Genomic DNA, 13,521 nt, shown 5'->3' on the forward strand with positions numbered 1-13,521 from the left:
GGCTCAGCGTGCCCGGAGGGGCGCGCCGGCTGCTGCGCCGGCCCGGACGCAGGCGCTGAGGCCGGCGACACGGGAGCCGCCCGCGCGAGCGGGCGCGTCGACAGCTCGAAGGCGTCGACCGGATCGGTGTCGATCCAGGCATCCGCGCCCGCGCCAACAAAAAAGTCGAGCAGCGCTTCAAGCGCGCGGGCGCGCTCGGCGCCGGAAGGATGCGGGTCGTTGCTGTCGCCAGGTTCCATGAGACCGTTGTGCCGCATCCCGGTGAAAGGCGCAACGGAGACAGGGTACGGGTAGATTATTCCGTTTACGTAAAGGGAAATGTCACATCTGGTCTTGCATGCGCATTGCAGCGGCTTTCGCGCTGCACTAAACAGAAACGGAGTGACACGGATCGAGGATTTGCGGGGGAGACAGGTATGAGCGAAACGGAAACCCTTCCGGAACGCGAAAGCATGGATTTCGACGTCGTGATCGTCGGAGCGGGCCCGGCCGGCCTGTCCGCCGCGATCCGGCTGAAACAGATCGCCAACGACAAGGGCGAGGAGCTCTCCGTCGTCGTGCTGGAAAAGGGCTCGGAGGTCGGCGCGCATATCCTCTCCGGCGCGGTGATCGACCCCGTCGGTGTCGACAAGCTGCTGCCGGAGTGGCGCGAGGAAAGCGACACGCCGTTCAAGACCCCGGTGACGGCGGACCATTTCCTGGTGCTCGGCCCGGCCGGCTCGATCCGCCTGCCGAACATGTTCATGCCGAAACTCATGAACAACCACGGCAATTACATCGTCTCGCTCGGCAATGTCTGCCGCTGGCTCGCCGAAAAGGCGGAAGCGCTCGGCGTGGAGATCTATCCGGGCTTTGCCGCTGCCGAGGTTCTCTATGACGACGAGGGACGCGTCGTCGGCGTCGCCACCGGCGACATGGGCGTCGGGCGCGACGGCAAGCCGAACGCGAGTTTCACCCGCGGCATGGAGCTGCGCGGCAAATACGTCTTGATCGGCGAAGGCGTGCGCGGGTCGCTCGCCAAGGAGCTGATCGCGAAATTCAATCTCGATGCCGACAGCGACGTGCCGAAGTTCGGCATCGGCATCAAGGAACTGTGGCAGGTCGATCCGTCAAAGCACCGCCCGGGACTGGTCCAGCACTCCTTCGGCTGGCCGCTCGACAACAAGACCGGCGGCGGCTCGTTCCTCTACCATCTGGAGGACAATCAGGTCGCGGTCGGCTTCGTGCTGCACCTGAACTACAAGAACCCCTATCTCTCGCCCTTCGACGAGTTCCAGCGCTTCAAGACGCATCCGGCGATCCGCGAAACCTTCGAGGGCGGCAAGCGCATCTCTTACGGCGCGCGCGCGATCACCGAGGGCGGCTTCCAGTCGGTCCCGAAGCTCTCCTTCCCCGGCGGCCTGCTGATCGGCTGCTCGGCCGGCTTCGTCAACGTGCCGCGCATCAAGGGCTCGCACAACGCCATGCTGTCGGGCATGCTCGCAGCCGAGGAAATCGCCGCCGCACTGGCACGCGGCGAGGCGAACACCGAGCTTTCCGCCTTCGACACCGCCTGGCGCGAGAGCGAGATCGGCGCGGACCTGAAGAAGGTGCGCAACGTCAAGCCGCTGTGGTCGCGCTTCGGCACGGTGCTGGGCATCGCGCTCGGCGGCCTCGACATGTGGACCAACGAGCTCTTCGGCAAATCCTTCTTCGGCACGCTGAAACACGGCAAGACCGACGCGGAAAGCCTGGAGCCGGCGGCGAAGCACACGCCGATCGCCTATCCCAAGCCCGACGGCGAGGTGTCCTTCGACAAGCTCTCCTCCGTGTTCCTGTCGAACACCAACCATGAGGAGGACCAGCCGATCCACCTCAAGGTGAAGGACGACAAGCTGCAGAAGACCTCGGAACACGATGTCTACGCGGGGCCGTCGAACCGCTATTGCCCGGCCGGCGTCTACGAGTGGATCGAGGAAGGCGCGGATGCGCCGCGCTTCCAGATCAACGCGCAGAACTGCGTCCACTGCAAGACCTGCGACATCAAGGACCCGAACGGCAACATCACCTGGACCGTGCCGGAAGGCGCTGGCGGACCGAACTACCCGAACATGTGAGACCCGGCCGCCGGCAACCGGCTGCAAACCCTCACCAAGACGCCCGCGCGACAGCCGTTGCGCGGGCGTTTTCGTGTCGCGGCAGGTGGATCGTGCTCAGGCCACGGCCCCGGCCGCCTGACGGCACCGCTCCAGGAAGGTGTCGACGAAGACGTCGAGCGCCTGCCAGTCGGTGAACTCCATGTCGCCGGAGGGATCCATCTCCACGCCCTTCTCGCGCAGGATGCGATGGATCATCCAACGCTTGAGGAAATTCATCTGGCGGTCGTGGACGGCGCCTGCGGCGAGATGCACGAGGCTTGCCTCCCAGTCGACCTCGTCGAACATCTCCTCCACCACGGCGCGGGCATTGTCGAGGTCCTGTCGGTCCGACGAGGAGGCCGACAGGCTCACCGAGACGAAGGCGGTCGGCACGCGTTCAAGCCGCGCGCGCTGCTTGCGGATGAACTCGACGATCTCCGGCTGGTGACGCTTCACATGCAGCGAGGCGGCCAGAAGGGCGGCGTCGAAGGTGCCGAGCTCGGTTGCCGCCGCCGCCCGCGCATCGACCAGGGTGACCGCGTGACCGGCGGCGCGAATGCGGGACGCCGCGCGGTCCGCGATCTTGCGGGTCTGCCCCTCGGTCGTGGCATAGACCACGAGGATATGTGCCATGCCTGCCTCCTGAATGCGCCCACCACACGCATAGTGTGCATCAAGGTGACGACGCTTCCATGACAGGAGTCAAGGCGATCCGGCTAAAGCCGGCAAATCAACCGGCGAGCAGCTCGCGCTTGCGCGTGCAGGCCTCGACCGCCGCGAAGGCGGACATGTTGACCACCCCGCGCGAGGTCACCGAGGGGGTGAGGATATGCACCGGCTTGGCCGTGCCGAGCAGGATCGGCCCGACATGCAGGCTGTCGGTCATCACCTTCACCAGGTTGAGCGCGATATTGGCAGCATCGAGCGAGGGGAAGACCAGCAGGTTGGCCTGATCCGTCAGGCGCGAATCCGGCATCACCCGCTCGCGCATCGCCAGCGACAGCGCGCTGTCGCCGTGCATCTCGCCATCGACCTCGAGATCGGGGGCAAGCTTGCGCAGGATCTCCAGAGCCGCGCGCATCTTGTCGGCCGAGGCCATGTCGCGCGAGCCGAAGTTCGATGCGCTCAGGAGCGCTGCACGCGGCGTGATGCCGAAACGGCGGATCTCCTCGGCGGCCAGCACCGTCGTCTCGGCGATCTCGCGCGCGCTCGGATCGACCGTCACATAGGTATCGGTAAAGAAGGTCGCGCCGCCGGAATTGATCAGGAGCGACAGCGCCGAGAAATCCTGCACGCCGGGCGCGGTGCCGATGATGCCGGCGACATCCGCCAGATGTTTGGAATAGCGGCCCTCGAGCCCGCAGATCAGCGCATCCGCCTCGCCCCGGTGCAGGGCGATGGCGCCGATCACCGTGGTGTTGGAGCGCACCATGGTGCGGGCGGCTTCCGGCGTCACGCCGCGCCGGCCGAGCAGCGCAAAGAGCGTGTCGACATAGTCGCGGTAGCGCGGATCGTCCTCCGGATTGGTGCATTCGAAGTCGACACCGGGGCGGATCCTGAGGCCGAACCGCTCGCAGCGCGCCTCGATCACCGAGGGACGGCCGATCAGGATCGGCTGCGCCAGCTTGTCCTCCATCAGCACCTGGGCGGCGCGCAGCACGCGCTCGTCCTCGCCGTTGGAATAGATGATGCGGGTCTGGCTTTCGCGCGCCGCCGCGATCACCGGCTTCATGATCAGGCCGGAGCGGAAAACAAACCGGTTCAGCCGGTCGTTGTAGGCCTCGAAATCGGTGATCGGACGGGCAGCGACGCCCGTCTCCATCGCCGCGCGGGCCACCGCCGGCGCGATCCGCAGGATCAGCCGCTGGTCGAAGGGCGACGGGATCAGGTATTTCGGGCCGAAGGTCTCGCTGACGCCGCCATAGGCGCGGGCCGCGACCTCGGACGGTTCCTCGCGGGCAAGCTCGGCGATCGCCTTGACGGCGGCGAGCTTCATTTCCTCGTTGATCGTCGTCGCGCCGGCATCGAGCGCGCCGCGGAATATATAGGGGAAGCACAGGACATTGTTGACCTGGTTGGGATAGTCGGAGCGGCCCGTGCACATCATCACGTCGTCGCGCACGGCAAGCGCGTCCTCCGGCATGATCTCGGGGCGCGGGTTGGCGAGCGCCAGGATCAGCGGCTTGTCCGCCATGGCGGCGACCATCTCCGGCTTAAGCACGCCGGCGGCCGAAAGACCCAGGAACACGTCGGCGCCGGGGATGACCTCGGCGAGCGTGCGCGCGTCGGTCTCCTGCGCGAAGACGGACTTCCACTCGTCCATCAGCGCCTCGCGGCCCTTGTAGACGACACCTTCGATGTCGGTGACGAAGACGTTTTCCCGGCTGGCGCCCAACGCGCACAGCAGGTTGAGGCAGGCGAGCGCCGCAGCCCCCGCGCCCGATGCGACGATCTTGGCCTTGGCGATGTCCTTGCCGGCCAGTTCCAGCGCGTTCATCACCGCCGCCGCGACGATGATCGCCGTGCCGTGCTGGTCGTCGTGGAACACGGGGATGTTCATGCGCGCGCGCAGGTCGCGCTCGATCATGAAGCACTCGGGCGCCTTGATGTCTTCCAGGTTGATGCCGCCGAAGGTCGGCTCGAGCACGGCGACGGCATCGACGAAACGTTCGACATCCAGTTCGTCGACCTCGATGTCGAACACGTCGATCCCGGCGAACTTCTTGAAGAGCACAGCCTTGCCCTCCATCACCGGCTTGGAGGCGAGCGGACCAATGGCACCCAGCCCCAGAACCGCCGTGCCGTTGGAGATCACCCCGACGAGATTGCTGCGGGCGGTGTAGTCGGCGGCAAGCGCGGGGTCGCGCGCGATCTCCATGCAGGGCGCCGCGACGCCCGGCGAATAGGCCAGCGCCAGGTCGCGCTGGTTGCCGAGCGGCTTGGTCGCCTGGATCTCCAGTTTCCCGGGATGCGGATAGCGGTGGTAGAAAAGCGCCGCTTCATCGAGTTCGCTGGGAGACGGGTGGGCGGTCGGCTTCTTGGTCATGGGGATCCACTTGCGGCTGGCGGGCTGTGTCAGTTCGGGCAAAGGGCAGTCGGTGCAGCCTATCGCCACATCGGCGTGCGGTCATGCCCCCATTGCGGCGGGTGGCCGGGACGCGCGCATCAGGATGCGAATCAACAGGTACAAAACCGCCGCATTCAGGCAATGCCATACGAAATGCGTGCCCGTTGGGAAAGACGGGCAAACCAGCATATCACCCGTTCTGAAGGCAAGCGAAATCAGGAACAGCACGCCAACGCCGGCAAGCGGCACGGCCAGCGCGGGCGCGCGCCAGCGCGCGACAAGGGCCACGGCAAAGATGGCGAGCGCTGCCGGCGCATAGCCGCCCGAGGAGCCGAGCAGCCGGCCAAGCTGGGGTCCAAGCGCCAGTCCGGCGATGAAAAAGCCCAGCGTGAGGGCAGCCGAGGGCCAGGGCCGCAGCGCAAGGACGCGCCGCATCGCGAAGAAGAAATACAGATGAATGAACACCGCGATCGGAACGACATCTGCAAGCCCCGCCCAGCGCGTGGCGAGCGTATGGAACAGAAAGGAGCCGATCCCGACAAGCGCGACCACGAGGATCAGCGCGAGGGCCGCGCCATCCCGTCGCGGCTGACGCTGCCACTGCCGCAGCGCCCAAAAGGCCGCCACGAGAAAGGCCGCATTGGTCAGCGCGTTCACGGGTTCTGCCCAAAACGCCGGTCCGATCCGCTCGCAATAGGCGTCGACCGCTGCCGTCCAGTCCATCCTCGATCTCCGCAGACATCCCGTTGCAGGCGCGCCCCTGCGACCAAAGGGGCCGACACAACCACTGGCCAGTTGCCGGAGCCCGGCCTATTGTCGGCCGCAAAGGCCTCCTGGAGGAAGGGAAATCAGACCCATGCATCGCATTGATGACAGCCGCCCGTTCATTCCCTTGCGCATTGCCGTCCTCACGGTCTCCGACACGCGCACGCCCGGCGACGACCGCTCCGGCGACACGCTGGTCAACCGGCTGACGGAGGCCGGGCACCGGCTCGCCGACCGCGCCATCGCCACCGACGACGTGGAGGCGATCCGCGAGGTCGTGAACCGCTGGATCGCTTCCGCCGACGTCGACGTGGTCATTTCCACCGGCGGCACCGGCTTCACAGGACGCGACGTGACACCGGAGGCGATCGAACCGCTGTTCGAGAAGCGCATGGACGGCTTCTCGGAGGTGTTCCACCGCATCTCCTATGACAAGATCGGCACCTCGACCATCCAGTCGCGCGCGACCGGCGGGGTCGCCAACGCCACCTATATCTTCGTCCTGCCGGGATCGCCCGGCGCCTGCAAGGACGCCTGGGACGGGATCCTCAAGTGGCAGCTCGACTACCGGCACATGCCCTGCAATTTCGTGGAGATCCTGCCCCGGCTCGACGAGCATCTGAAGCGCGGCAAGCTCCAGCAGGCCTGAGGTCCGGCGCGCCAAGGCGGTCACGCTTTCGTGAACGCAGCTTCCCCCCTCGCCGTTCCCGGCTACATGGCAGCTTCGACACATATGTCGCATCTCCAAGAGGGAGGATTGATCCTATGAGCCACTTTTCGCTTAGCCGCCGGGCGGTTCTGGCCGGCGCCGCCACCACGACGCTCGCCGCGCCCGCCATCCTGACGTCCGCCACGCCGTCCTTTGCGGAGGCCCCGCTGATGGGCGCCTCGAGCGCCACCTTCAACCGCATCAAGCTTGGCGAGTTCGAGATCACCACCCTGCTTGACGGCCAGCGCGGTTCCGACGGTCCGCATCCGATCTTCGGCCAGAACCAGGAAGCGGATGCCGTTGCCGCCTTGATGGAAGAAAACTTCCTGCCGCCGACGCGCACCGAATTCGTCTTCACGCCGGTCGTGGTCAACACCGGCTCCGAGCTCGTCCTGTTCGACACCGGCCTTGGCGGCGACGCCGGCTCGCTGACGCAGCAACTGGCCGCTGCCGGCTACACGCCCGAGCAGATCGACATCGTGGTGATCACCCACATGCACCCCGACCACATCGGCGGGCTGATGACCGGTGGCACTCCGACGTTCCCGAATGCGCGCTATGTCACCGGCCAGGCCGAATACGACTTCTGGTCGGGCGAGGACAAGCTCACCGGCCCGACCGAACGGGTCGCCAAGCTCGTCCAGTCGAATGTGACGCCGATGGCCGACAAAATGACCTTCATCGGCGACGGCGCCGACGTCGTCACCGGCATCACCGGCATGGACACCTCCGGCCACACGCCGGGCCACATGTCCTATCACATCGAAAGCGCCGGCCAGCGCCTGCTGATCTGGGGCGATGTCGCCAACCATTTCGTCGCCTCGATCCAGCGTCCCGACTGGCATGTGCGTTTCGACATGGACAAGGAAAAGGCGGCCGCGACCCGCAAGCGCGTCTTCGACATGGTCTCCGCCGACAAGGTGCCCGTGACCGGCTATCACATGCCCTTCCCGGCCATCGGCTACATCGACACGCGCGGCGGCGGCTACCGCTGGCTGCCCGCCTCCTACCAGTTCAAGGTCTGATCGACCAAGGCACCCGCAAACGAAAAGCCCCGGGCCATGCGCCCGGGGCCAACTTGCTGACAAAGGTGGCGTTTCTCCAGGCGTCATACCGGGCAAGCGCCAACGCGACCCGGTATCGGAGAGCCAAAAGCCCAGACTTCTTCGACGAAGAGACGCCGACAGGCGGTGCCTCTCCGATCCCGGCTCTCATTGCATTCGGCCGGGAGGACGATCCGTTGCTGTTTGTCATCACACCTAAGCCCCGGGCACACCGCCCGGGGCTTTTTCCTGCCGACCCGGGTTTCCCCTGCCTCAACCGGCCGCCGCGACCCGCTCTGCCGTCGCCGGCTCCGCGTCGATGGTGTAGTCCGGCACGCTTGCCAGATAGCTGGCATAGGCGTCCGCATCGGGCGGCAGGAAGGTCTCAGCGAGCGGGTTCGCCTTGCGCCGCTTGCGCGCGCCCATGTCGGCCAGAAGCTCGTCGAGATGGCGGAAATGATAGGGCGCGGAGCACAGGCCGCCGTAGACGCCGGCGGCGGGACGTTCCTTGCGCCGCCATGTGAGATGACGCGCGATCCAGCCGTCCATCTCGGCCGCCTTCGGCTGACGGGCAAGCTTGCCATCCGCGAAACGCACCAGCCATTCCGCGGCGATGTTGCTGGTCAGCACCGTGGCGAAGGACGAGTTGAAGCCGACGAAGCCGAGATCGGGGATCTGCGGATTGACGATCAGCCGGTAGAGCTTGTACTGGCCGTCCTCCTCGATCAGCGCGCGCTTTTCGTCCGCGCCCAGATAGGGAATGCCGAGCTTCCAGCCGACAGCCTGCACCACCACATCGGCCGCAATCCGCTCCCCGCCGGTGAGCACGACATCGCCGTCCTCATAGTGGTCGATGGTGCCTTGCACCGCCTTGATCCGGCCCTCCTTGAGGAACTTGAAGAACCCTTCGGTCGCGATCGGCAGACCGCAGGAGATCGTCTCCTCGATGGGCTTTTTCGGGCGCAGGCCCAGCTTCTTCAGCCCGAACTGGAGGTTGAGCAGCGTTTCCAGCCCGCGCCAATTCGCCCAGACCAGCGGTTTGGCAAGCGCATGCGCCAGCTTGCCGGCCGCCCCCATGCCCCAGGGCGGGAACATGCTTTCCGACGCGCGGCAATAGAGGATGCGCTTGAAGTTGACGAGACCCGCGAACTTGTAGGGCACCCGCCAGACCGGCTCCAGATAGACGATGGTGACCTCGTCGGCACCCTCGCGCACCGCGTTGACGGCGACATCGGTGGCGGATTTGGAAAAGCCGAGCACCACCACCTTCTTGCCCCGCACCAGCGCCGGATCGGTGTATTCGCACGAATGCAGCACCGTGCCGCCGGCATATTCGAAGCCGTCCTGTCCGGGGTGGGTGAGGACGTTCTTGTCGCTGAAGGTGCCGCTGGCAACCACGACGAAGTCGAAGACCAGATCGGCGGCCCCTTCGTCGGGGGTGTCGACCGTCAATCGCCAGCCGCCGTCCGGCTTGCGCGCCATGGCCCGCACGGCATGACCGAAGCGGATCAGCGGCAACAGGCCCTTGGCCGTCGCGAAGGCGCGCAGATACTCATAGACCTGCCGGCCCGACGGCCATTCGGGGTAGTCGTCGGGCATCGCCATGCCGACATAGCGATAGAGATCCTTGGGGCTTTGCGTCTTGATCCCCGGATAGGACCTGGACGGCTCCCATACGCCACCCAGATCGTGGCTGCGCTCCAGCACCGTGACGTCGTGTCCCCGGTCCCTGAAGGCTTGCGCGGACGCAAGTCCGCTCACGCCTGCGCCGATGACGCAGACCCGCTTGCGCTTGACCATATCGTCTCTCCTGAAGCCTCGAAAAAGGGTGGCCCCGCCGCGACGACAGGACCACCAGGTGACCCGAAGGATCAGCCCTTCAGGGAGAGCGGGTCGAAGGCCATTTCATCGGGAGAGAGGAAGTTCACCTCGCGCATGGCGGACTGGCGCACCACCTCTTCCGGGTCGCCCAGATTGTGCAGATTGTCGAAGAGCTCGCGCAGGCGCCGCGCCGGGCTGACCCAGAACAGACCGCGCGCGGTCTGGTCCGTCAGATTGTAGTAGCCGTGCGGGATACCCATCGGCATACGCACCAGATCGCCGGCATTGGCCTGATGATGCTGGCCGTCGAGATAGAGGTCGAAACGGCCTTCCAGCACATAGATGAACTCGTCCTGGGTCGGATGGATATGCGGCGGCACGAAGGTGCCCGGCGGATCGAGGGTCTCGAAGCAGAAGCAGCTCTCGCCCTCCGACTTCAGCCAGTAGGTATGGCCGAGGATGCTCCACTCGACCTGCTCGATGCCGGTGCCGGCCGGCGTGATGCCGGGTTCGGTGCACACCTGGACCATGTTGGCGATGGATTTCTTCATTGCTCTCTCCCGAAATTTCGCGCGCGACATCGCGCGGATCGTCCTCTGGACCGGGCTTTGTTTTCTCGTGCGCCATGTCGCGGCGCATCGCCGGTTCGTTTTCGTCAGGACCGCGATCCTGCGACAGTGAGGAGAGCGGAGAATGGGCCTGCGCGTCTATCCGCTGAGCGACGCGCCTGTCCATCCGGCGCAGGATTGTTGCGAATCTGGAGAGAAAAACGATGCTGCACCGCGGAAAATCCGTGCCGCTGCGCAACATCAATAAAGACGAGACAAGGCTGGATCAGGCCGCGGTCACGCCTTTCAGGAACGTCTGGATTTCCGTGCGCAGGCGGCCCGTGCTTTCGAAGGCCTCGCGCGTTGCGCCCAGGACCGAGGCCGCGGAGCGCGTGGTCTCGCCGACCGCATTGTCGAGCTCGCCGATGCTTGCCACCACGGACTGGGTTCTGGAGGCCGCATTCTGGACGTTGGCGTTGATCTCGTTGGTGGCCGCGCCCTGCTGGACGACGGAGGCGGCAATCGCTCCGGTGTACTCGTTCACCTCGCTCATCGTGCCGGCGATGGCACCGATGGCCTTGACCGCGTCGTCTGTCGACGACTGGATCTCGGCGATCTGCGAGGAGATCTCCTCGGTCGCCTTGGAGGTCTGGGTCGCCAGGTCCTTCACTTCCGCTGCCACGACCGCAAAGCCCTTGCCGGCCTCGCCTGCCCGCGCCGCCTCGATGGTGGCATTGAGCGCCAACAGGTTGGTCTGTTCCGCGATTGCCCGAATAAGCGTGACGACCTCGCCGATCTTGCTGGCGGAGAGCGCCAGTCCGGCGATCTTGTCGTTGGTGGCGCGCACGCCGTCGGTTGCCTGGGTGACGATCTCGGTGGTGCGCCCGATCTGCTGCGAGATTTCGTGGATGGAGGAGGCAAGTTCCTCCGTCCCGCTGGCAATCGACTGGACGTTCTCCGAGGCGTCATGCGAGGCGCCGGCGGCTTGCCTCGCCTGCCCGGCGCTCGAGGTTGCCACCTGATCGAGCGTTCCCGCCGTCGCCTCCAGGCTTGCATTCGCCCGGTCGACGGCCGCCAGCAGATCCTGGGAGGTCTCCTTGAACCCCTCGATCAGAGCCCTGACCTGCTCCTGGCTCTGCTGGCGCGTCGCGCGGTCGCTGGCCTGCTGCGCCTCGAGACGGTCCTGCTCCTTGCGGTTCTCGCAACATACGGAAACGGCGCGGGCGATGTCGCCGACCTCGTCCGGCCGGTCGATGCCCTTGATCGCGAGATCCGCATTGCCGCCGGCCAGTTCCATGATCTGGGAGGTGACGGTGCGCAGCGGCGAGAAGATGCAGCAGCTTGCGAAGACAAGCGTTCCCCCGGCAATCGCCAGCAGGAAGAGGCTCACGCCGATGCCGAGCGTGCGGGCCGATCCGGCGATCGCCTGATAGGCGCTCTGGTCGACGCCGATGATCGCCGTGGCGATCGGATTGCCGGAAAAGTCCTCGATTGCGACCCGGTCGACAAAGTAGCGGCCGCTTGCGTCGACGATCCCTCCGTTCGCCGTTGCCTCGACCATCGCGAGCGGGTCCATGCCCTCCGGCAATTGCGAGCCGATCACTTCCGCCCCGCTCTCGCCGTCCCTCAGGATCGCCAGCGGATATCCGCTCTGGCTGGTGAAATCGGCGACGAAAAGATCATGGAAGCCGAGACCGAATTCCACCGAACCGAGAGCGAGCCCGTCGCGGGTGATCGGGACCACGCCGCGATTGCCGATGCCGGCAACGCCCTTTTCCAGTCCCGAAATGACGGCTCCCCTGGTGTTGGTCTCAACCACGGTGTTGCGGAAACCGGAGAGGTCGTCGCCGAATTTCTCCGGCTTGTGAACGCGCAGGAAGGATTGCGCCGGTGGCAGATGGAACTGGAACTGGCGGATGCCATAGTCCGTCTTCAACTCCGCGAAGCCGGAGACGAATTCTTCGGCGAGGCCGTCGCGGTCGCGCGCGGCGAACTTCTCCTGGACGCCCGTCTGACCGGCAACCACCTTGGCCAGAAGCAGGGCCTGCCGGCTTTCCGCAGCGATCTTGGCCTTGAGCTGCTGCTTGGCGTTGGTCACCTCGCGGTGAAGGGCCGTTTCGGTCAGGTCCGCCGCGACCCATTGGGAGAGGACGAAGACCGAAGCGGATCCCAGCAAAGCCAGACCGAGGATAACGAACGTCAATCGAGCGCGGATCGTCTTCATTCTTCGTCTCCGAGTGCACAGGGAATGCCCGCTTGCGGCGTGGCCGCACAGGTCGAATCCAGGACCTGAAAGCCAAGTTCACATTCAAGTATTAAAATATGACTATAGGGAAGACTGAAACGCTTCCGCTTTCCATGCTATGCTGCGCGCAAGAACCAGGGCAGCAAACGCCCGATTCCAGAGAATGCAAGGGTAGGAATGACGGGCACTGCGATGCCGCTTTCAGGCCATGCGAAGGTCGCGACCCGCGACGTCTCGCAGGCCGCCGAACAGGTCGGGCGCATTTTCTGCGAACACCGGCTGACGCCGCTCGATCGGGCGCAGACATTTTCCGCCGTTCACAACAGCCGGCGGTTCCCCGGCGGGTCGATCAACTATGTCGCCTATGGCGGAGATGTCGAAATCGACCCGGGATGCCTGGAGCGCTTCTTCCTGTTGCAGATCCCCTTGCGTGGCGGCGCCGACATCGCCTGCGGCCGCGAGATCACCGAGACGCGCCCCGGACGCGCCGCCTCGCTGCTGTCGCCGACGCGCCCGGCGCAGATGCGCTGGCGGGCGTCCTGCGGGCAGTTGATCCTGATGCTCGACCGCGCGCCGCTGGAACGCACCATCGCCGCCTATCTCGGGCGCGAGGTCGACGAGATCGTGTTCGCGCCGCTCATGCCGCTCGACCGCGAACCCGGCCGCAGCATCGCCAGCCAGGTCGCGCATCTGGCCCGGCTGGCGCAGGACACCGGCGCCGACGACGCAGATCTGCTGCGCCGGATCGGCGAGGCCATCGGCCATACGCTGCTCTGGCAGCATGACAGCGACCGGCGCACGGCTCTTGTCGGCGGGCCGGGCCAGGACCAGCCGGCGCCGCCGCGACGGATCGCCGCCGCGCTGGAGCATATCGACGCCCATATCGACCAGCCGCTCGACCTTGCCGCCCTCGCCCGGCATTGCGGCTGCTCGCCGCGCGCGCTGCAGGCGGCCTTCAAGACCCATCGCGGCGAAACGCTGACCGAGGCCGTGCAAGGCCGGCGCCTTGCGCTGTTGCGCGAGCGCCTGCTGGCGGGCTCCGGCGACGACAGCGTAACCGAGCTGGTCCACGCCTGCGGCTTTGCCCATCTGGGCCGGGCGGCGAGTGCCTATCGCGCCGCCTTCGGCGAACGCCCGAGCGATACACTGAAGCGCCGAAAGTAACCACTTCTCTTATCTTGCGAAATTATCGCCCATTGTGGCAAT

The 13,521-nt window shown here is 65.9% G+C and carries 10 protein-coding genes and 1 pseudogene; 4 read left to right on the top strand and 7 right to left on the bottom strand.

Annotated features, from left to right (window positions below; translation table 11 throughout):
• Positions 1 to 239: pseudogene (locus LC092_RS18245) on the bottom strand (hypothetical protein); the annotation flags it as partial.
• A 177-nt stretch (positions 240 to 416) separates the two neighbouring features.
• On the opposite strand from LC092_RS18245, the gene LC092_RS18250 reads away from it, so the two are divergent.
• Positions 417 to 2,096 (top strand): electron transfer flavoprotein-ubiquinone oxidoreductase, encoded by a 1,680-nt coding sequence (locus tag LC092_RS18250; protein ID WP_224808871.1) that lies wholly within the window; start codon positions 417 to 419, stop codon positions 2,094 to 2,096.
• 96 nt (positions 2,097 to 2,192) lie between these two features.
• On the opposite strand, the gene LC092_RS18255 is transcribed toward LC092_RS18250, so the two are convergent.
• The 3 genes from LC092_RS18255 to LC092_RS18265 form a co-directional block, all read right to left on the bottom strand.
• Entirely contained in the window at positions 2,193 to 2,750 is a 558-nt protein-coding gene (locus LC092_RS18255) for a flavodoxin domain-containing protein (protein ID WP_224808873.1), read from the bottom strand.
• 97 nt (positions 2,751 to 2,847) lie between these two features.
• The gene (locus LC092_RS18260; protein ID WP_224808875.1) at positions 2,848 to 5,163 is read right to left on the bottom strand and encodes an NADP-dependent malic enzyme; all 2,316 of its coding nucleotides are present in this window, start codon (positions 5,161 to 5,163) and stop codon (positions 2,848 to 2,850) included.
• A gap of 81 nt (positions 5,164 to 5,244) precedes the next feature.
• Complete coding sequence (locus tag LC092_RS18265) at positions 5,245 to 5,907, bottom strand: ceramidase domain-containing protein (RefSeq protein WP_224808876.1); 663 nt, start codon at positions 5,905 to 5,907, stop codon at positions 5,245 to 5,247.
• Positions 5,908 to 6,040: 133 nt separating this feature from the next.
• On the opposite strand from LC092_RS18265, the gene moaB reads away from it, so the two are divergent.
• Positions 6,041 to 6,598 (top strand): molybdenum cofactor biosynthesis protein B, encoded by a 558-nt coding sequence (gene moaB, locus LC092_RS18270; protein WP_224808877.1) that lies wholly within the window; start codon positions 6,041 to 6,043, stop codon positions 6,596 to 6,598.
• A 116-nt stretch (positions 6,599 to 6,714) separates the two neighbouring features.
• The gene (locus tag LC092_RS18275; RefSeq protein WP_224808878.1) at positions 6,715 to 7,683 is read left to right on the top strand and encodes an MBL fold metallo-hydrolase; all 969 of its coding nucleotides are present in this window, start codon (positions 6,715 to 6,717) and stop codon (positions 7,681 to 7,683) included.
• A 291-nt stretch (positions 7,684 to 7,974) separates the two neighbouring features.
• On the opposite strand, the gene LC092_RS18280 is transcribed toward LC092_RS18275, so the two are convergent.
• From LC092_RS18280 to LC092_RS18290, 3 genes are all read right to left on the bottom strand, one after another.
• On the bottom strand, positions 7,975 to 9,501 hold the full coding sequence (locus tag LC092_RS18280; protein ID WP_224808879.1) for a flavin-containing monooxygenase: 1,527 nt from the start codon (positions 9,499 to 9,501) through the stop codon (positions 7,975 to 7,977).
• A gap of 71 nt (positions 9,502 to 9,572) precedes the next feature.
• Entirely contained in the window at positions 9,573 to 10,073 is a 501-nt protein-coding gene (locus LC092_RS18285; protein WP_224808880.1) for a cupin domain-containing protein, read from the bottom strand.
• Positions 10,074 to 10,356: 283 nt separating this feature from the next.
• Entirely contained in the window at positions 10,357 to 12,294 is a 1,938-nt protein-coding gene (locus LC092_RS18290; RefSeq protein WP_224808881.1) for a methyl-accepting chemotaxis protein, read from the bottom strand.
• Positions 12,295 to 12,492: 198 nt separating this feature from the next.
• Here LC092_RS18290 and LC092_RS18295 point away from each other — a divergent pair, with 198 nt between their 5' ends.
• Positions 12,493 to 13,479 (top strand): helix-turn-helix domain-containing protein, encoded by a 987-nt coding sequence (locus tag LC092_RS18295; protein WP_224808882.1) that lies wholly within the window; start codon positions 12,493 to 12,495, stop codon positions 13,477 to 13,479.
• Positions 13,480 to 13,521: the final 42 nt, after the last annotated feature.

The sequence above is a fragment of the Stappia stellulata genome, assembly GCF_020176715.1.
Lineage (GTDB): Bacteria > Pseudomonadota > Alphaproteobacteria > Rhizobiales > Stappiaceae > Stappia.